General features: G+C 29.7%; 27 protein-coding genes. 4 read left to right on the top strand and 23 right to left on the bottom strand.

Annotated features, from left to right (window positions below; all coding sequences use genetic code 11):
* A partial coding sequence (locus tag L3B96_RS24920) for a helix-turn-helix transcriptional regulator (RefSeq protein WP_238948882.1) occupies positions 1–431 on the top strand: 431 nt, incomplete at its 5' end.
* Positions 432–489: 58 nt separating this feature from the next.
* Here L3B96_RS24920 and L3B96_RS24915 read toward each other — a convergent pair.
* Positions 490–696, bottom strand: a complete 207-nt coding sequence (locus tag L3B96_RS24915) for a hypothetical protein (protein WP_041896188.1) — start codon at positions 694–696, stop codon at positions 490–492.
* Positions 697–878: 182 nt separating this feature from the next.
* Between L3B96_RS24915 and L3B96_RS24910 the strand changes: the two genes are divergently transcribed.
* Together L3B96_RS24910 and L3B96_RS24905 are read left to right on the top strand one after the other, a co-directional pair.
* The gene (locus L3B96_RS24910; RefSeq protein ID WP_236886744.1) at positions 879–1106 is read left to right on the top strand and encodes a helix-turn-helix transcriptional regulator; all 228 of its coding nucleotides are present in this window, start codon (positions 879–881) and stop codon (positions 1104–1106) included.
* 482 nt (positions 1107–1588) lie between these two features.
* The gene (locus L3B96_RS24905) at positions 1589–1843 is read left to right on the top strand and encodes a helix-turn-helix transcriptional regulator (RefSeq protein WP_343073115.1); all 255 of its coding nucleotides are present in this window, start codon (positions 1589–1591) and stop codon (positions 1841–1843) included.
* A gap of 78 nt (positions 1844–1921) precedes the next feature.
* Here the strand turns inward: L3B96_RS24905 and L3B96_RS24900 are convergent, their stop codons facing one another.
* From L3B96_RS24900 to L3B96_RS24870, 7 genes are all read right to left on the bottom strand, one after another.
* Positions 1922–2095, bottom strand: coding sequence for a hypothetical protein (locus tag L3B96_RS24900; RefSeq protein WP_238948881.1), 174 nt, complete (start codon positions 2093–2095; stop codon positions 1922–1924).
* A 112-nt stretch (positions 2096–2207) separates the two neighbouring features.
* Positions 2208–2636 carry a hypothetical protein gene (locus tag L3B96_RS24895; RefSeq protein WP_238948880.1) on the bottom strand — a complete coding sequence of 143 codons (429 nt, stop codon included), beginning with the start codon at positions 2634–2636 and terminating at the stop codon, positions 2208–2210.
* Positions 2637–2863: 227 nt separating this feature from the next.
* Entirely contained in the window at positions 2864–3442 is a 579-nt protein-coding gene (locus L3B96_RS24890) for a hypothetical protein (RefSeq protein ID WP_168981585.1), read from the bottom strand.
* Positions 3423–4688 (bottom strand): FtsK/SpoIIIE domain-containing protein, encoded by a 1266-nt coding sequence (locus tag L3B96_RS24885; RefSeq protein ID WP_238948879.1) that lies wholly within the window; start codon positions 4686–4688, stop codon positions 3423–3425. Before L3B96_RS24885 ends, L3B96_RS24890 begins: the two co-directional genes overlap by 20 nt.
* Entirely contained in the window at positions 4688–4855 is a 168-nt protein-coding gene (locus L3B96_RS24880) for a hypothetical protein (RefSeq protein WP_238948878.1), read from the bottom strand. The genes L3B96_RS24885 and L3B96_RS24880 overlap by 1 nt, the downstream gene beginning before the upstream one ends.
* Positions 4848–5018: a hypothetical protein gene (locus L3B96_RS24875; protein WP_238948877.1), complete on the bottom strand. Its 171-nt coding sequence runs from the start codon at positions 5016–5018 to the stop codon at positions 4848–4850. The genes L3B96_RS24880 and L3B96_RS24875 overlap by 8 nt, the downstream gene beginning before the upstream one ends.
* A 134-nt stretch (positions 5019–5152) precedes the next feature.
* Positions 5153–5368, bottom strand: coding sequence for a helix-turn-helix transcriptional regulator (locus L3B96_RS24870; protein WP_238948876.1), 216 nt, complete (start codon positions 5366–5368; stop codon positions 5153–5155).
* A 126-nt stretch (positions 5369–5494) separates the two neighbouring features.
* On the opposite strand from L3B96_RS24870, the gene L3B96_RS24865 reads away from it, so the two are divergent.
* Positions 5495–5893: a hypothetical protein gene (locus L3B96_RS24865; RefSeq protein ID WP_238948875.1), complete on the top strand. Its 399-nt coding sequence runs from the start codon at positions 5495–5497 to the stop codon at positions 5891–5893.
* A gap of 226 nt (positions 5894–6119) precedes the next feature.
* On the opposite strand, the gene L3B96_RS24860 is transcribed toward L3B96_RS24865, so the two are convergent.
* The 15 genes from L3B96_RS24860 to L3B96_RS24790 form a co-directional block, all read right to left on the bottom strand.
* On the bottom strand, positions 6120–6467 hold the full coding sequence (locus L3B96_RS24860; protein WP_238948874.1) for a hypothetical protein: 348 nt from the start codon (positions 6465–6467) through the stop codon (positions 6120–6122).
* Between the two features lie 118 nt (positions 6468–6585).
* Entirely contained in the window at positions 6586–6756 is a 171-nt protein-coding gene (locus tag L3B96_RS24855; protein ID WP_238948873.1) for a hypothetical protein, read from the bottom strand.
* Positions 6757–6879: 123 nt separating this feature from the next.
* On the bottom strand, positions 6880–7413 hold the full coding sequence (locus tag L3B96_RS24850) for an esterase (protein ID WP_238948872.1): 534 nt from the start codon (positions 7411–7413) through the stop codon (positions 6880–6882).
* A gap of 94 nt (positions 7414–7507) precedes the next feature.
* Positions 7508–8293, bottom strand: coding sequence for a GH25 family lysozyme (locus tag L3B96_RS24845; RefSeq protein ID WP_238948871.1), 786 nt, complete (start codon positions 8291–8293; stop codon positions 7508–7510).
* 59 nt (positions 8294–8352) lie between these two features.
* Positions 8353–8817: a hypothetical protein gene (locus L3B96_RS24840; RefSeq protein ID WP_238948870.1), complete on the bottom strand. Its 465-nt coding sequence runs from the start codon at positions 8815–8817 to the stop codon at positions 8353–8355.
* 15 nt (positions 8818–8832) lie between these two features.
* Complete coding sequence (locus L3B96_RS24835; RefSeq protein WP_236894845.1) at positions 8833–9069, bottom strand: hemolysin XhlA family protein; 237 nt, start codon at positions 9067–9069, stop codon at positions 8833–8835.
* Positions 9070–9199: 130 nt separating this feature from the next.
* Positions 9200–10354, bottom strand: coding sequence for an Ig-like domain-containing protein (locus tag L3B96_RS24830; protein ID WP_238948869.1), 1155 nt, complete (start codon positions 10352–10354; stop codon positions 9200–9202).
* Positions 10355–10612: 258 nt separating this feature from the next.
* Complete coding sequence (locus tag L3B96_RS24825; RefSeq protein WP_238948868.1) at positions 10613–10858, bottom strand: hypothetical protein; 246 nt, start codon at positions 10856–10858, stop codon at positions 10613–10615.
* Between the two features lie 19 nt (positions 10859–10877).
* Positions 10878–12911 carry a phage tail protein gene (locus L3B96_RS24820; RefSeq protein ID WP_238948867.1) on the bottom strand — a complete coding sequence of 678 codons (2034 nt, stop codon included), beginning with the start codon at positions 12909–12911 and terminating at the stop codon, positions 10878–10880.
* Positions 12911–13552: a putative phage tail protein gene (locus L3B96_RS24815; RefSeq protein WP_238948866.1), complete on the bottom strand. Its 642-nt coding sequence runs from the start codon at positions 13550–13552 to the stop codon at positions 12911–12913. Before L3B96_RS24815 ends, L3B96_RS24820 begins: the two co-directional genes overlap by 1 nt.
* Before the next feature lie 20 nt (positions 13553–13572).
* Entirely contained in the window at positions 13573–14637 is a 1065-nt protein-coding gene (locus L3B96_RS24810) for a baseplate J/gp47 family protein (protein WP_238948865.1), read from the bottom strand.
* A gap of 3 nt (positions 14638–14640) precedes the next feature.
* A complete protein-coding gene (locus L3B96_RS24805) occupies positions 14641–15075 on the bottom strand; it encodes a DUF2634 domain-containing protein (protein ID WP_238948864.1) in 435 nt (144 codons plus the stop codon).
* Positions 15068–15418 (bottom strand): DUF2577 family protein, encoded by a 351-nt coding sequence (locus tag L3B96_RS24800; protein WP_238948863.1) that lies wholly within the window; start codon positions 15416–15418, stop codon positions 15068–15070. The genes L3B96_RS24805 and L3B96_RS24800 overlap by 8 nt, the downstream gene beginning before the upstream one ends.
* A gap of 11 nt (positions 15419–15429) precedes the next feature.
* Positions 15430–17481, bottom strand: a complete 2052-nt coding sequence (locus L3B96_RS24795) for an NlpC/P60 family protein (RefSeq protein ID WP_238948862.1) — start codon at positions 17479–17481, stop codon at positions 15430–15432.
* 8 nt (positions 17482–17489) lie between these two features.
* Positions 17490–18119, bottom strand: coding sequence for a LysM domain-containing protein (locus tag L3B96_RS24790; protein ID WP_238948861.1), 630 nt, complete (start codon positions 18117–18119; stop codon positions 17490–17492).
* Between the last annotated feature and the right edge of the window lie 8 nt (positions 18120–18127).

Below are 18127 nucleotides of genomic sequence, written 5' to 3'. Positions count from 1 at the left end.
AATCCATGGACACTCTAACTACATACAAAATTAATATGTTTGATTTTGGCAAAACCATAGGTGATAAGTTAAAATTTCATCGATTTAAAAATGACCTAACTCAAGATGAATTAGCTAAAATAGTAGGATTTAGAAAAGGATCATGTATAATGGATATTGAATTAGGTAGAAAATTACCTGGAAGGGAAATATCAAAAAATCTAGCAGCTTATTTTAATCTTGATACAAAATATTTTTACGATACATATTTGGAGGAAACAGATAACGCTAGTGAAAAGTTATTAAACTATCGAAAACAAAATAACTTATCTATAAAAGAAATATGCAAACACACTAAAATAAGTATTACAGCTTGGTCCAGTTGGGAAAATGGTAGTAACAATGTAAGCAGAGAAAAATATAAGTTATTAAAAGAATATAATATTCTATAAAATAAAGGGCCAACTTGAGTAGTTGACCCTTTATTTATTATCACTATACTAGCAAAAATCAAACAGTTTTATTGTACAGTTCTTTATTAAATATGTTTTTTTCTTTAATTTTTTCTATCGCATTACGTACTGCTATAAATTTAGAAAACTGAAATTTCAAATTATCCGGAAGATTATTCCTCATAAACTCTGTTAAGTTGTCTTCCTCTTCTTCTAGAACTTCCAAAATATAATCTTCATCATTTTCATAAGTTTTTCTTTCCATAACATAACACTCCCTGTCTCTAATATTATAGCTTTTTTATTTAGATTATTAAATTTATTATATCATAAATACCGATATACGCAAACATATGTTTGCTTGATTCTTTACTTTTTTTGTAATTTTGTTCGTTTTGCTAACATTTTGGCACAATTTACTAGTGCTATTGCTAAAATTGTGTTGAGGTGATAAAATTGCTATCCAAAAGATTAACATATCTTAGAAACGAAGCCGAACTCACTCAGGTCGAGCTCTCTAAAAAACTTAATATATCTAGATCAGCGTACGCTCATTATGAAAATGGTACATATGAGCCATCTATTCAAATGATTGAATTATTTGCCGATTTCTATGAAGTTAGTACAGACTTTCTACTTGGCAGGACTAGCATCAGAAAACCTTACCCTAAATAAGCTTTTCTGATATACATATATATTAAGTGTTTTTCAAAATTATAATTCAAAGCTTTTCTATCTAATTAATTCTCTTCGTTAATTTTTTAACTTTTCTTCGTAACCCCTCTCTATTTTTCATATAAGATATTGATCAACTCTTATAATCTAATTATACAACTAAAATCGTTCACTGACAGTAACCGTTAGACTCAATTCGAGTTTTGTCCCTTCTTTCACTCTTACGTTTTCTTGATTTTTTATAGAGCATTAGGTCTAATATGTAAATATTTTATATTTTATTGTGTTATATATAGAAATCACATCAACTTAATTTTAAAATAATTTAACTTAAATTTATAATTAATCTATTTTGTCTAAAATTTACAACGGCTTTAAATCTAACTAATATACAAAAAATAATTATTGAAAATTTTGTAGAAAACAGAGGAATATTATGATAATTGTAGAATAATAAATATACTACAAATTACAAATGAAAAATCTGTTTAGCTGAGGTAGTTTGCCTGCTTGAGGAAAAGCGAACTGAAAAAGAACTTTCTTTAACCGAATTAGCTCTTAAAATTGGGGTTAGTAAATCTTACCTATCAAAGATGGAAAAGCATCCTGGTATTTGTAACCCTACTATACGAGTTATATTCAAAATCTCCCAAGAGCTTGGGATAAGCCCTTATAGAGTTCTACACTATTTTAAACAACATTATATTCCTGATAATGAGGAGGACCAAGATAGTTAATTATCCTGGTCTTTTAACTTGCCTGACTTAATAATATGTTCATTACTTTTCCTTAAATACTACGCTATATTATTAAAACTAAAATCTCAAAAACATTTTATACAATACGTTAAGCATATATAATGCCATAATTCCAATGACTATCCATCCAAACATAACTGTGTAATCAGGCTTCTTTGGTTTTGGCTTCATAGCGTTAGCAATTTCTCTTAAAGAATCGCTAATTTCATTTAATGGATCTCTATCACTCATTTTAACTCTCCACATTTAAATTTATTCTACAACATAATTTATTATAGTTAACTTTAATTTATGCATAAAAAGAAAGCTGAAACAATCAAGTAACAGCTTTCAAAATAAATAGTTATTTAATAGCAGCAATATTAATCCAATTAGGATCTATTTGTTTAGGTCCTGTAGAAATTAAAGATTGCACTATATCTAAATTCCTATTAGTAATATCTTTAGCTTTAAGCATCGTATAAATAGCGTGTGCATCATTTTTAAATTTCTTATGTTCATATTGATTTACACTCTTTTCTAAGTAATATCTTACAGCCAATATCCTTTCTCTACTAATTTCCTTATTTCTAAGGTTATCATGAAACATTTTTTGAGTATACGCATACTTTATTTCAATCTTAGCTGGCCTTATCTTCCGTTTATTCATATCCTCTATTACCATTTCTGCTGTAACTACGCTCCTTGGTAGTAATTTTAGCTTTAGAACTCCTAAATTAGTGAATATCTTAATCACTATTGGTAAACCTATTAATACGATTAGAATTAGCATAACTTTTTTCTCCTTTCAAATGTTTTGCATATCGCTTAAGCTTGTGTTTGGTATAAATTTTGTCTTAAGTAATATGTAACTCAAAGTTTAGGAATATCTGTTGTGTTAGGCATTGGATATGTTGTAGGGGAATATAAATTCTCCCTACAATCCAATATTTTAAAGTATTGGTATGCCTACATTTCTATATCTCAATAAAATAGAGAGTATGCTGAAATAAAAGAAAGTTAGAATAAAAAAGAATATAAATTATTGTAATGTAGATCAGTGTATAAAACCTCAAAGTTGGACGAGTTATAACGAATATCATTTAGGCTTGGTCGTGATATTATGACAATCGGAAAAGTACCGTAACATTGCTTTTGAAGTGTACCTTCTTTATATAATTTTTCATAAAGTTGCATTTTTGAGTTAGGAGTGTAATGAGTGTAGTCAACTTCTAATATAATAAAATATAGATTCTTTTCATAAATAAATTCTATATAGGCGTCTGGTCTTATTAAACCTTTAAGATACTGTGGCTGAATCTTAAAATTTCTAATACTGGCGCCTTTATTTTTAACTTTCTTCAGAAAATCATATACTAGTAAATCATGATCTTTTAATTTTCTTTCATTATAATATATCTTTTCTCTGGTTAACTGACTTATATAGCTTTTCAATAATTCCATATCTTCTAATTGTTTTAATCTTCTTCGGCAGCTTTCATATGTTCCATTAAAAAATAATTCTGTAGCTTGTGGCACTGATATTGATTTGTAATCCTCAATCCATTTTAAAACCGCTCTATCCCTCTCTGTTAACATCTTCTATATCCTCCAAACTTATTACTCCTTTACGTGCCCTTTTCTTTCCTGTTGGTTTTATTTGATTTTCTTCTACATCAATTATTTGAGGTTGTTCTATTGAATATATTTTATTATTAATTTTCTTAACATTAAGTATCTCTTGTTTCTCTTTCTTTGTAGGGATTCTAATTTCAGGAACATATTTATTTAATAGAACAAAATCATCGTCTATATATGGAACTTTAATTTTTATCTCTCCATCATTTCCGCATACAATACACTCGCCTCTTTTAAGTTTCATAGCATTATTAGAATTTATTACATTTTGAGAATCAATTATTGAGTTTTGATGAAATGTAGTTCTCGTCATTTGGCTCTTTACATCAGTATCTAAATTAGTTGCAGTTGTCCTTTGTAATGCCCCGATTAAATGAACTCCAACGCTTCTACCAGCTTTAACAACTTTCCAAATCTGATCCCATACAGGCAATTCCATTAATTCTGACATTTCCTCACAGACAAGAATAACTCTTTTCATTCTTCTATTAGGAAAGTGGCTATTCCATTGTTGTATATTTCTTATGCCATGAGCTTTAAACAAATTGCTCCTTTCCTCCATTTTTATTCTTACTTTATTAATGGCTATCATTAATTCTGCTGGACTATATGCGACCATTTTTACAGGCCCACAATCTGCAAATGATGAAATTTCTCCTTTAATAAGTTGAGTGAGGTATAATTCAACATCTTTAGGTGAATTGTATATTAAATTAGTAAGAATACACGCTAAAAGCATTGATTTACCATATCCAGTAGCCCCAGCTATTAATAACATTGGATGCTTATTTAAATCTATAGTGTAACTTTGTCCTTTATAATCTTTCCCAAAATATAATTGGTGAGACTTACATTTAACTGGTTCAAACATAAACTTATCTAAGTCTTTATTGACCACATACATTTTTATATAGTTTCTAAATGTATCTTTCTCTATTTGAACTATTGAATTTAAATTACATTCTAAAATATTTATTTTGCTTTCTAAATGCTCTACGCTTAAACCTTTTGTATTCTTCAGATAGCATACATATCCATAGTTTTTAGTTTCTATCTTATAAATTTTAAATGTTTCTTCATCTTTATTTTTTATTCCAGTTTTCAACATCACTTCATTGAAATTATTCTTAAATTTTCTTTCTTCTGATGCATTTAGATAGTTATATAAATATACACTTCCAACCGCTAACCCTAGCTCTACAAGCATTACTTATGCACCTTCTTAGAATTAATATCCGTAACTTTAACTATTGCTAGTGCAATAACAGAACTATATAAAACAAACCCTTCAAATGCTCCATAGCCAAATGCAGATCCTAAGTGTTTACAATTGCTATATATGAAATTAAAAAGCCGTAAATCTAAATTAAACATGATCTTTCTCCTTTCTCATATATCTTTCTGGGTAATATATCTCTCCAAGCACTTGTTTTATTTCAGTCCCTCTATCTTCTAACTCATACAGGCGTTTATATAGTTCTATTTCCTTCGTAGATGTAGTTTTGAAGCTTATTGGTATTACTAAAGACTTATCCATTTCTTGACTCCTTTTTGATTAATCTTTAGTTTAAATATATGTATGAATTAATCAAAAGTTTCCTATTACTCAAAAAAAATTTCTAAATCTAATTTTTATTTTCTAATTCTAAATTCGCACAAAAAAGAAGACCCTTATTCTTCAGGATCTTCTTCATAATACACAATATCATTAATATCTATATTTAATTTTCTAGCTATATTAAACAAAGTATCAATAGTCAATTTATCCTTGTTATTTTCTAATCTGCTATAGTAACTATTCCCTATTTCTAAAAAACTTGCAAAATCCTTTTGTTTTTTATATCCTAACCCAAGTCTTATTTCTAGTAATTTATTTTTTACCCCCATAATACCACCTCTATATAATTGTAAATTATTTCAAATAAAAAAGCTAGTTGAATTAATGATATGGCTATATTTTTACATTTCATGGTATAATGTGGATAAAACTATATAATTGGAGGGAATAAGATAATGAAGAAAAGTATACTAAAAGTATTAAGCGCAACGCTCATAAGTTTTAGCCTATTTGCAGTACCTACAAGTGCATTTCAGACAGGTTGGGTGTCTAATATAAATAATGGACAAATTGAGTGGGAATACATATATTCGGACATGACAGCCCCTATGGGATGGACATATATAGATGGAGATTGGTATTTCTTTGGTGAAGATGGTGTTGCAAATTCAAATTTAGTTTTAAAAAGTGGAAATTATGACTATTATTTAAAAAATGACTGTAGAATGGCTCATGATGAATGGATTCACCCTGATAAAAATACCGCAGTACTTCTCTATACCGAGTCTGATGGACATATAAATTACGATAAAACTACTTACGACAATACGATTAATAAGAATACTTGGAATTAAAAATAAGTAAAGCAGCACATAGAATCGTCCATAAAAGCAAATAGCAACAAACAAAAAAATCTTGCCTGCTGCTATCGATAGATTATATTGAATGCTTACGTTGTATAGTTTATCATTACATTGCAACACTGTATCTAATCTTACTTCCTTGATTTTTATAAATATCTTATGCTATACTAATTATGCAAAATGGACTGGTGGTGGCTTCGGCTGCTGCCTTTTTAATTTAATCACATTTCACTTTTAGTAAATTCCCACAATTATTACATTTATATATTTCACAATCTAAATCATTTTCCTTAATCATTTTTAAAAATCTATATGTACCATTCTCACAATTATAGCAAAAATCATCTTCTATATTAGATTCATATAATTCTCCATCTTTAAATAATGCTATATCACATACTTGTCTAACATTTTTAATATCAACTTTTTGAATCTCCCTTTCTCTTATACAATATTCCACAATACAATCATGAGAACAAAAAAATTCTCCTATGCCACCATGATAATAGCTGTCCATTTTATCAGTTATTATGCTATTGCAATTATTGCATCTTAAATGCATCATTTTTATCCCTACTCTCGAATTTATTAAATTTACTATACTATATTTTATGATTTAGGGCAAAAAAATAAAAGGTAGACTAAGTATTTCTACCTAATCTACCTTTATTGCTTATATATCATTATGCTCCAATAGCTTTTAAAAAGATAGGAGTAAGTATTTGGCTAAATAGCTCTCCAAATAAACCTAATGCCTTTGTAACTAATCCTCCAATTTGTTGAGGATACATTGTACACATTGCTGCTATAAAAAATCCTGATAATAACTTAAATAAATTAGCCCTTCCACTCATATTCTCACCTCTATATATAATTTTACATAATTATACCATATTATATATAAAATGTAGTAATTTTAGGCAAAAAAATAAGCAGTAGTTGGATTTCTCCTAGCTACTGCTTTTTAAATTATAATTTTATTTCCAAATCCCATTAGAATTAACCCAATAACCATCTGGAGTGTAAGTATTTTTTAATATTTTACCGTCTGATCCAGCATAATACCATGCTAACCCAGTTCCTCTTACAGAGTATGTTTTAAACCAAGTATTTGTCACCATTGCACCATCAGCTCCTAAATAATAATCGCCATAAAATCTATTTTGTACTATACTATAATGATCTGACGAATGATCCTCATCTCCATAGTACCATTTCCCATCTACTTGAAACCATCCCTCTTTGTCAATACAGTCATCTCCAAAATAATTCCAAATATCGTAATGCCCCCATACTATATTACTTCCTTTTTCATGAATCCATTCGTTTCTGGCGTATGTTCCATCTTCTTTTAAAAACTCAATTCTGTTATTATTAACAAATTTCTTTCTATTAGCATCTACCTCAGTATATATCTTTGTATCTGCATGCACTCTTATTGGATTCAATGCTGCTATTGTTCCAATTATCACCCCTAAAGTTATGATTTTATTCAAATATTTATTTATCATACCTGATCCCCCTAATATATATTAGCTATATTTTACCATATACTCCTCATTTAAACAAAAACAAAGAGCACAGGATTACTCATATGCCATAAAACTATTTTATATCATAAAACCAACTTCCTAACGTCTCTTTTAATTCTAAACATTTGCTCATAGGCAAGTTTTGCGTTTCAACCCAAATTCCGTTATCATTTGAATTAGCATAGATACGAATATCTTTAAAGTATTCCTGTACATATTCCATGTCCACTCCTACAAAGCTTCCATCTCCTCTATATCCATTTGGAAGATAAGTAGTTCTTACATATCCATTTGTTTTATTTAATATACCTTCATTAAACTCATTCATATCACAATCAGTATTTATTCCACTTACTGATCCTGTTTCACTATATTGATGTCCTACTCTATTAGTGAAGAAATTAGAGTTTAATTTCCCTGGAGCATTATTATAGTTTGCTTCCCATAATGGATAATCAGCAATTCTATTATCTAAGTTATCCATAAAACTAGTATAAGTATAAATACCTATTTGCATATTAGATAGCTCTTTAAATTTAGCAATGAATCTTAGAATATAATCCATTAGCCCATCAAAATTAGTTTCTACGTCTAGCATTGGAATTAGATCATTTGCTTTATCTTTAATAGCATTATAAAAACTATTGGCCTGAGTTTCTGGTGCGCTAGTTCCAACTAAGAAATGATAGAATCCTGTTCTTAAACCTGCGTAATGTGCATTAGAATAGTTAGTGTCTAGATAACTATCTTTAAATGTTGTTCCTTCAGTAGCTTTAATATAGACTGCTTCTACTCCTGCTGCCTTTACTTGATTGAAATTTATATTTCCGTTATGATTACTTATATCTATGCCTTTCATTTATATCATCCTTTCTATAATAAAAAAATAAGAGCAACCTATAAAGGCCACTCTAAAAACTAGGCTATTGTTTGTGCTGCATCTGGTGTTACATATTGTGGCTGTTGGCCTTCTGCTGGTGCAATAACTAAAGCTTGTACTTTGCTTAATTGATCTGTTAATGCTGCTAATTCAGCTTTTAAATTAGTGTTATCCTCTTGCAACTGTTTAAGTAAAGTAGAATTATCTACAACTGCAGCTTTAGTTTGATTTACTTCTCCTGCTATAGCTTGCCTAATTTCTGCAATATCACCTGCGCTCAACTCTGGAAATTTAGCCAATAGCAATTTATCGAACATCTCTGCTTTACTTGCAAGTTTTTCTTCTACAGTCTTTGAAATTCTAAAATGTTCATCTACTATGTTCCAGATAGCCTTACCTGCAGTAATATAATTTTTATTCTTTAATATTACTTCTTCCACTCCACTTTTAACTAATTTACTTTCTAATACCTTAATAATTAACTTTAATGCTGTTCTTATCATTTTACATACCTCCAATTATTTATTAAATATTCCTGTTTGAACTGCATAAAAAAAGAAGCTAATTAAAGCTCCTCCAATTGCAGTTATAAACCACTTCATCATACTGGTTAAGTTTTTAAGATTTTCACATAGGTTCTTAAGCTCTGTTTTTAGCTCTCTTCCATCCTGCTCAAGCTTATCTAGTCTATCTCCATGATTATTTAGTCTTTTATCATGCGTTTCTAGTTCATGTCTAATTAATTCTTCATTCATATTACACCTCTTTTTATTAGTTATTTTTATATAATAAAAGCACCCACATTTCTGTAAGTGCTTTTTAGTTCATCTATTATTATAAACGATTCTAATATTAATTTTATCTTACTTCCAATCAATCATATGCTTATAGAACTACAGTTGCAGGTATTTTTATTGTAACTGTTGCACCTGGAGCAATATCCCCAACATTAACTATAATATTTTTAGATGTTGAACTTGGATCAACTGTACCTTGAGTTGTTGTTATTCCATTCACTACAAAATCAATATGATTAGGAGCAGGATCATTTACTACTACTGCTTTAGCTGTCTTTGTACCAGTATTAGTTACTACTATAGTATATGTAAAATTATCTCCTACCCATACGTCCTTTACATCTGCTGTTTTTATCACACTCAATGTAGTATCAGCTGCTCCATGAAATATAATTGTAACATCTCCACCAGCATTATTAGTGTTATCACCTTTTGCATGAGCAATATTAACTATCTTATCTGAATCTGTTGGATCTGGATCCGGATTTGTCGGCTCAGCAGTTTTTGTGGTTACAGTTACAGCACATGTTGCAGTTACCCCATCAGCAGTTGTAGCTGTAATTGTTGCTTGCCCTTCTTTTAGAGCTGTAACTTTACCTGTTGAATCTACCGTTGCCACTGATTCATCTGAAGATGACCAATTTACTTGTACACTTGCTGGTGTAGTTGTAGCAGTTACTTGTTTTGTGTCACCTAAAGTTAAATCCATTGATGATTTATCTAACGATATTGATTCATCTGGATTTACCAAATACCCCGTATTATCTATATCAATAAAGTCAAGAGCAAAAAATCCAGTATTCATATTGCTTATAGTAACAGTATGAATGTCATTAGCTAAATCAAGTTTTGCGAATGTAATAATTTGATACTGAATATTTGGGCTGTAAGTAGAAACATCAGGATATTTTATTCCATCAATGTTTACTTTGTATCCGATGTGTCCATAATGTTTTAATGTACCAATCATAAGTTTAGAGCCCTTAAATTTAAAAGTTAAAGTTCCGTTATTAGTATAAGATAACGTACCACTATAGCTGCCACTATATTGTTGCCTGGTAGGCAGAGTGTAGTGTAACCTTGCGTCTTCATCGTCAATTCTTTGCCATCCCTCTTCAGGTGATGTTAATTGCTGTCCAATTGTAGCGGCATTAGCTACATCTCCATTTTGAATTGTTCCGATGCCTAAAACTGCCAATAGCATAACAAACATTATACTAAATTTCTTAAAGTAATTTTTCATTTATCATTTCTCCCTTATCAAATAATTTGAATAATAAATGAACGCGCGTTCTTTTCCTTATATTTATAGTAACTTCTATACCAATTTAATCCAAGTAAAATCGTAATACAAATTCTTTTATATATTCAAAATCAAGTAATTTTTTACAATTATAAATATAATCTTTCTAAAAGCACCATTTTTAAATAAGCAATAAAAAAACACCTTATTGGTGCTGATCTATTGCTTATATTCTTTTATTTACTACTTCCTATTTTCCTATGATGCAGTACTTATACTTTCTAAATATGCTTTTCCTACATCTTCTGACGAAATAGATTCATCTAACTTTAGTTGTGCTCTTAATTGATTTATATTTTCTACTTGTTGAACTAGTCCTGAATTATCATCTATAATTAATAAAATATCTCCATTAATAAACCAAGCAGGACTGTTTTTTATAAAATCTTCAGCGCTAACTCCATTAATACTTTCTTTTTTATCCCATATTTTAATTTTAATCATATTATTTCCTCCTATTAAATTATATTTGATTAGAAAAATCTACAGTCACAACAAGTACATTAGTCAAAGATCCAGTATTAGTTTTATAGTCTATACCCGATACTATAAAAATATTTCCAGCATAATATTCCGCAGAAACATTTGTCAATGATGGATTAATTTCAATAACATTACCTTGAGTTGCTGAGGAAGCATTCGTTAAAGAAAGATCAATATAATCAATGTCACCATTATAATAATTACCCGAAATACTTCCCCCTATTAAGTAAGCTATATTACCAGATACTACAAGTCCATAGCCCGTTCTTGCAGTTAATAAACTTGCTGAGCTATGTACCCATGTATTTGTAGATATAGTATATATAAAAATGTCACTATTAGCAGACGAACCACCTGTCCCTCCAAGCAGAAATATAGAACCGTTATATACTACAGCCCTCGCACCAGATATCCCCGTAGAAATTGAACTCATATTTGACCATGTATTGGTTGTTATATTGTACATTTGACAGACATATGTTACAGATGTTATGGTTCCACCAATTACGTAAATATTGGCACCATTTATTATTACAGCTGGATTGCTTACAGCTGTAATCAAATTAGCTCCTGTCGTCCATGAATTAGAAGCTATATCATAAATATAAATACCTCCTAGAGATTTACCATATAAGTCTACCAGACCAGTAACATATATTTTGTTATTATAGACGACTGCACTTCCTGCATATCCAGCCACAGGCATCGAAGCTATTGCACTCCATGTATTAGATAATATATCAAATACATAACTTGATGAAACAGCATTATTTGAAAAATATCCACCAAAAACATATATTTTCCCATTATATTGAACAGTAGCTGTATTTGTTTTGGACACAGGTATACTTGCACCTTTATAAGCTAGACTAGGCATAGGAGTATATTTGTTTGTTAATAACGGTGTTTTAGATTTTACTGCTGTTCCTGTTCTTAATATCCCAGCTGATGAATTATACGTTTTACCTGCTATCACATCTGCATCTGTAGCAGTTCCAGTAATAGCAGCTATTATTTGATCTCCTATAAGATATTGTCCGCCTGATATTACTTGCTGTGATGTACTAGGATTTATTGTTATTCCAGCTCTCGTTGGAATATTTTGAGTTACTTTTCCAGCTCCATCATGGAATCCCTTGGATATTATATATGTTCCATTTATAGGCAAAGACTGATTTACTGCCCCATTATTAGGCATTGTCCCAGTTAACCCTGTATCATTATCATTACTGAATTTTTTAGTTGCTAGTACATTTGAAACATCAGCGTCACCCTCTGCACTAGCTTTGATAAAAAAACAATCACTTATCGAGTTATACCATACAGTATATGCTTTATCTTTAATAAAATTTGGTGGTGTAGTTGTTCCAGGTTTATATAATTTTTTACCATTTATAGTTGTTGCAGCTCCACCATTGTTCGCACTTGCTATAAAAGTTATTGGATATCCATTTACTAGCGATCCTCTAATTGTAAGTGTTAGTGCTGTAGCCGTTCCACCTGCTATTTGATACACCATATCTGACAATTGCGCAGTAATATAGGTTCTCAATTCTTCAATGTCCGATTTCTTAGCAAATATTATTGTAGGATCTATTTTTAAAGTTATACTTTCAGTATTTGTTACTACTAATATTAAATTTAAAAGCAATTCTTTAGTACTACCATCTGCAATAACTGGCTTGTATGTTTCAGCACATTTACATATTCCAAGCATATTTCCTTCTTCATCAAAAGCGCCATATTCCCGTATAGTAAATCCTCCGATTGTTGAGGGTATCATAACTTCTATATGTAGCCAATTCGGATTATCCTTATCGATCTCAACATGATTAATATTTCCCTCCCAAACTGTATTTTTAAGATCCAATTGATCTTCTGTTGGCTCATAGTAATTCCCGCCACCATCTCCGACTTTCATTTTCACAAAATTTACTTTAGTCCCAAGACCAATCGAATTTGCTATTTTTGCTTTACCTATATTGGTCAAAATACTATAAAATTTTTCTGCCATTAAACTACCTCCTTTGGATATGTATTTATAGTTTCTAAACTTGAAGGTTGTATTATCGGAATATAATATTCAGCTTTAGATTCTATATCATTTGGCGTCCACGGATACGTATTAACTATCTCTCCATCAAACGCGGCTAACCCTATATAAATGTTAGATTTAGTCGTTGCTTTTAACTCGTAATTAACTCCAAGATGTGCTGGCTTTAGTTCTTCAATGATATCCATTAAATCTTCTAAAAAATTGTGGAATCCACTATAACTTTCTAGGATTAACTCAAAGTAATAATCGCTGCTATACTCTATAATGCTTGTGTTATCTACAAAGCTATTACAAATATCTTTTACAACCTGTTTTGTAGTAGTGCTAGTACCTCTTTTTTTAGCCAAAACTCTACTTCTTCTATTTTCTAAAGTATCATTCATTTTAGCTTTTACCCCAAACTCATTTTCCCACGAAGATAAACTCCATGTAGCAGTTTCAATGAAACATTGATTTATCAAATCTTCTATGCAATATAAAAGACCATCTAATTCATCCCCTTGGGATTTATAGATGGACTTCATAATATTATTATTGCTATATATGAGTGGTGGTACATACTTGGTTAAATCTATAGATTGTTTTTCTAGAATTCTCATGACAATAAATTTCACCTTCTTCAAACTTCAGTTAAGGAAATATCCCCCAAGACCGCAATCTCATCTGATTCCAAAATTATATTTTCAGATGAATTATTAATTTTAAAACTAGAATAATCTGCATCTAATACATCGTCCATATCTAATAATAAACTTATTATTTTAAGAACACTTATTTGTTTGACATTATTTCTCAAATAATTAGCCACATTAGCTGAATAAGCACTTTTAATATCCTCTAAATTAGAACCTGATTTTATTTGCACATTCGCAGAAATGTTTATAGTTTTTTCTATAACACTTATAACAGTTATTGTAGGGCCTATAGGCCTCTCTTCTTCTATATGATCATAAACTGCTTTTATTAAAGAATCATTAGCTATTCTACCATTACTATTTGTTATTACAACTTTTACAGTTCCGTTACCATTCCATAACGGATAAACTTCAACATTCCCGACACCTGTCACTTCTAAAGACCAATTTTTATAATGGTACTTGTTACCGCTAGTAGCTGGAGTTTGCACCTTTAATGTATATCTATTATATAGAGCTTCAGCGGTTTCAATATCATAACCATTATCAATTTTTTCTTCATTTGCTATTGTAAATATTCCACTATATTTTACTGGCATTATACATATATCACCAGCATTACAATTATAAGAACTTCCATAATCACTTGCTACTATATTTGCATAGCCTACTCCATTTTCGTCTATAATAATTTTTTCTTGTGTCATATAAGTTTTTCCAGATTTAGTTGTAACTATAGATTGTTCTGGAAACACCGCATTTTTATTCCCAAGAATTTTTATAATCCCAGTGGCTTTTGTAGCTTGTTTTCTGTATATTCCCATGTCAGAGCATCTCTGTTCTAAAGTCTCTATATAATCATTTTCAAGAGCAGATTTTGCAAATATCATTTTAGGGATTTCGTCTAGTATTAAAGAAATTTGAGAAAATACATAACTTGATGGTGACAAAGCATTTCTTATAATACTATGTTCACTTGTATCGGTATCTTTTAATGTTTTAATCATTTCTGAATAATATTGCTCCGCGCTTTTATAAAATGTGTCCAAAATTTACACCTCCACTCCTTTTATAGATTCTGAATAAGATCCATATATGCTATTAACGTTAAAATTTATAATTGCTTTGTTATCTTTCATTGTTATCTCTAAATCTTCTATTGAGTTCACATATATGTTATCCACAATAGCTTCTTCTATAAACTCTTGGGCATGCAAACAAGCAAAACTATAGCCTTTTCCTATAAGTTCTTTTATTCTACCACCAACTTTGCCATTGTAAATAAACCATCTATCTTTATATATTTTTAAAGATAAATAATTTCTAACTTTCAAAGCTTCCAAACCATCTAAAATTATAAACTTTCCATTTTCATCAAATAGAAAATTATCATTTTCAAAATTCCAAGCATACTCTTTTAATAATGGAATTTCTGTATCTTCTATATCTTCTTTTTTATTAATAGCGTAGGTTGGGAAATTAGACATTTGATTCACCCACTTTTACTTTGTTTGAAACATAATATTTATTTTTACTTATAGGTCTAACTATAACTTTATCATCTTTATTTAATTTATTTTCAAATAAAATAGAACCATTAGAAATAGTTTCAGATTTATCTCCAATAGTTCCTGTTAGACTTTTAAAATATTCTGTATGTTCTAGCAAATCATAATTGATGATTAAATTTTTATTTGTCAAAATTAATCCCCCAACATTAATTTGAAAGGGTTCTAAAGATTCAATAATTCCTATTTCATGTTCTTTTATATCTATAGCACTTCTAGAATTTGAATCTAATGCAGCTTTTAATTTTTCTTCTGCTAGCATATTCACTCACCTCACAATCCTTCATCATATTTACTAAATCCATCCGAACTATATATGTTCCACATTTGCGAGCCTTTTGTTTTATCTCCAGCATATGGAGTATTATCAAAGCCAAAAATTTGTTCTTTCGGTGTATTCTTATCTGCTATTGCTGATTTATAGTTATAACTGCTTCCAGAAATGAGTTCGCACCAATATATTATAAAATCTTTTAATGAATCGAATTTTCTATATAACATATTTCCTTCACTTGAAGGTGGTTTATAATCTTGTATTGCATTTTCACTACTAGCAGAGCATTTTACACCACCAAAATTATAATATTTTATAGCAAGTTTAGTGAACCCACTACCTGTCCATGATTCTTGGATCATACATGAAATAATTACTCCAGGAAAAATATGATATTTATTAAATAATGTTTTAGCATACGGCGCAACTGCTGCCGCAAATTCTTTTTGACTTGTACAATTTACAGCAGTATTAATTGAAGCATCCTGATTGCTACTAGCACTTTGGTTAACTATAAAATCTTCATCTTTTAGCACCCTCCGCACACATGCATAACTAGTTTTGGCATCAGCTATTTGTATTACTCTACCGCTTTCAGGAGCATGAATAATTTTTCCATTGCCAATATACATTTGAACATGATTGGCGTGCGGAAACATTAAGTCTCCTTCTTTCCACTTACTACTATCGGATGCACTAATTGCCTTTCCCTGCCCCATTTGATTATTAGTAGTAGTTCTAGTTATGTCTATACTAAAGTGTTTATATACAGCTTGAGTGAATCCACTACAATCGTAAGCTTCTTTGCCTATCCAATTTTTCCAATTATCATTAGCACCTTCTAATGTTGTTATTTTAGGATTTGCTTTAACTAACTCTTCCGTTAATATTTTTCCAGTTCCTCCATATAAATATGGATACCCTAAAAATGTCTTAGCATACTCAACGACTCTATCTGCAAGAGATCCCTTATTTTCTCCATCTTCATCATCTTGTTTTTCTTCTATATCACTAAAATCTGTTAAGTCTTTGTGCTTACTTGTAGATAAACTTAAAGTACTTATAAAATCCCCACTAGCAACCCATTCCCATTCAGATGCTAGTATATACATAAATCTATCATAAAATGTACTATCGGGTAATTTACACATTACACCATATCCAACTTTATAGTTTATATCTCCTAGACATTTCACCTGTACCTCTTCACTGGGGTTTCCTTTTTGCTCTAATTTCTTTTTGATCTTAGTTTCTACTTCTACGCTATATTCTTCATCTTCTTCAAGAATCACGTTATCTTGTATTGTTCCATATCTATCTTCATCAAAATTAGATAACGTAAGGTAATTAATTTGCTTATAGTCACTATCAAAAATATTAATTTTATTTACCATATCCTGCATAGATCTATTAATTGTGTAGTCAATTAGATTGCCATCAATAACATCTTTGCTGCTTTCTTGTATTGTAACCCCACTATAATATTTATCACATTCAGTTATTATAATTTTGCAATTAGCATTCATATGCATGTAATAATATACATCCGTCTTTTTGCTTACCTCTTGCATTATTGCCATTAATACATCTTTAGCACTTTTGTTTTTAATAAGATGGGTTCCTATTAAAATGTTACCATCATCGTCTAGTTCACTATCAATATCAAATGCTTTTAAATCAATGTCTCCAAAAACAGTGCGTAAAGCATCTTTTACACTAATATTATCTAAATTTCTAGTTATATTAGATTTTATAATCCACCATGCCAAATCGTAACAAGTAAAAGTATAAGTGTTATTTTTTAAGTTAAATTCACTATCTGTAATCCTTCCATAGAAAATTAGCCCTCCCTTATACCATAGACAAACCTGATCTCCAATATCAAACTTATAAAAATAATAGTCATTATACTCATAAGCTATTGTAAAATTCAATTCGGTTGTTATATTAGTGTGTGAACAATACATTTTAATTGAACTACATATATCCTGTATATTAATTGTTTTATTCACATCATTCCATTTATAAATTTTTAATGTTACATTATCCATATAATCACCTATATTTTTAATCCTTGGCCAACTTCTAAAATTAAAGGGTTTTTCAAATTATTTTTATTCATAAGGTAATTCCATTTACTAGAATCCCCATATAATTTAGCTGCTATTGTAATTAAAGTATCACCTTCCCCAACATAATAAGTATCTGAACCATAACTATCTATAACATATTTCGAATTAACTACATCATTAGAATCGGTTAGTTTATTTTCTCTATATTCTCTCAAAGTTAGATTGAATTTTATATTTTTTGATCCATCTTCTTCGGCAAAATCAAACTTCTCTATCCTGCAATTTAAATGTGATATTTTTTGAGTATCTGTTCTATACGACATAAGTAAATTATTTTGATTTACCATCCAATCATATAAATAATTCGTATAATACCCAGGAGCATAATCATTATTAAACACAAAATCATAATTGTTCTTTGGATGTGGTAATATTCCATCCATAGTTATTTTAGTAAGATTTCTTATGGCACCTGTATCAGTTTCACCATGTCCAAATAATTCAGCAGTACTTATATTCATGCTACTAGAAAACTTAGGAAAAGGTGTTAAAGGAAATAAAATACTGAAGTTATCTTTTACTTTGGTTAATATTAGTTTTCTTCTATCCTCTCCCATTGTGCTTA

The sequence above is a fragment of the Clostridium sp. YIM B02569 genome (assembly GCF_022320765.1).
Lineage (GTDB): Bacteria > Bacillota > Clostridia > Clostridiales > Clostridiaceae > Clostridium > Clostridium beijerinckii.
Note: the sequence above shows the minus strand (reverse complement) of the source record. Positions and strands in the feature narration are given on the sequence as shown.

Coding starts and splice junctions, on each gene's coding strand:
- L3B96_RS24915 (WP_041896188.1), bottom strand. CDS start 696: ATGGAAAGAAAAACTTATGAAAATGATGAAGATTATATTTTGGAAGTT.
- L3B96_RS24900 (WP_238948881.1), bottom strand. CDS start 2,095: ATGAGTGATAGAGATCCATTAAATGAAATTAGCGATTCTTTAAGAGAA.
- L3B96_RS24895 (WP_238948880.1), bottom strand. CDS start 2,636: ATGCTAATTCTAATCGTATTAATAGGTTTACCAATAGTGATTAAGATA.
- L3B96_RS24890 (WP_168981585.1), bottom strand. CDS start 3,442: ATGTTAACAGAGAGGGATAGAGCGGTTTTAAAATGGATTGAGGATTAC.
- L3B96_RS24885 (WP_238948879.1), bottom strand. CDS start 4,688: ATGCTTGTAGAGCTAGGGTTAGCGGTTGGAAGTGTATATTTATATAAC.
- L3B96_RS24880 (WP_238948878.1), bottom strand. CDS start 4,855: ATGTTTAATTTAGATTTACGGCTTTTTAATTTCATATATAGCAATTGT.
- L3B96_RS24875 (WP_238948877.1), bottom strand. CDS start 5,018: ATGGATAAGTCTTTAGTAATACCAATAAGCTTCAAAACTACATCTACG.
- L3B96_RS24870 (WP_238948876.1), bottom strand. CDS start 5,368: ATGGGGGTAAAAAATAAATTACTAGAAATAAGACTTGGGTTAGGATAT.
- L3B96_RS24865 (WP_238948875.1), top strand. CDS start 5,495: ATGAAGAAAAGTATACTAAAAGTATTAAGCGCAACGCTCATAAGTTTT.
- L3B96_RS24860 (WP_238948874.1), bottom strand. CDS start 6,467: ATGATGCATTTAAGATGCAATAATTGCAATAGCATAATAACTGATAAA.
- L3B96_RS24855 (WP_238948873.1), bottom strand. CDS start 6,756: ATGAGTGGAAGGGCTAATTTATTTAAGTTATTATCAGGATTTTTTATA.
- L3B96_RS24850 (WP_238948872.1), bottom strand. CDS start 7,413: ATGATAAATAAATATTTGAATAAAATCATAACTTTAGGGGTGATAATT.
- L3B96_RS24845 (WP_238948871.1), bottom strand. CDS start 8,293: ATGAAAGGCATAGATATAAGTAATCATAACGGAAATATAAATTTCAAT.
- L3B96_RS24840 (WP_238948870.1), bottom strand. CDS start 8,817: ATGATAAGAACAGCATTAAAGTTAATTATTAAGGTATTAGAAAGTAAA.
- L3B96_RS24835 (WP_236894845.1), bottom strand. CDS start 9,069: ATGAATGAAGAATTAATTAGACATGAACTAGAAACGCATGATAAAAGA.
- L3B96_RS24830 (WP_238948869.1), bottom strand. CDS start 10,354: ATGAAAAATTACTTTAAGAAATTTAGTATAATGTTTGTTATGCTATTG.
- L3B96_RS24825 (WP_238948868.1), bottom strand. CDS start 10,858: ATGATTAAAATTAAAATATGGGATAAAAAAGAAAGTATTAATGGAGTT.
- L3B96_RS24820 (WP_238948867.1), bottom strand. CDS start 12,911: ATGGCAGAAAAATTTTATAGTATTTTGACCAATATAGGTAAAGCAAAA.
- L3B96_RS24815 (WP_238948866.1), bottom strand. CDS start 13,552: ATGAGAATTCTAGAAAAACAATCTATAGATTTAACCAAGTATGTACCA.
- L3B96_RS24805 (WP_238948864.1), bottom strand. CDS start 15,075: ATGTCTAATTTCCCAACCTACGCTATTAATAAAAAAGAAGATATAGAA.
- L3B96_RS24800 (WP_238948863.1), bottom strand. CDS start 15,418: ATGCTAGCAGAAGAAAAATTAAAAGCTGCATTAGATTCAAATTCTAGA.
- L3B96_RS24795 (WP_238948862.1), bottom strand. CDS start 17,481: ATGGATAATGTAACATTAAAAATTTATAAATGGAATGATGTGAATAAA.
- L3B96_RS24790 (WP_238948861.1), bottom strand. CDS start 18,119: ATGGGAGAGGATAGAAGAAAACTAATATTAACCAAAGTAAAAGATAAC.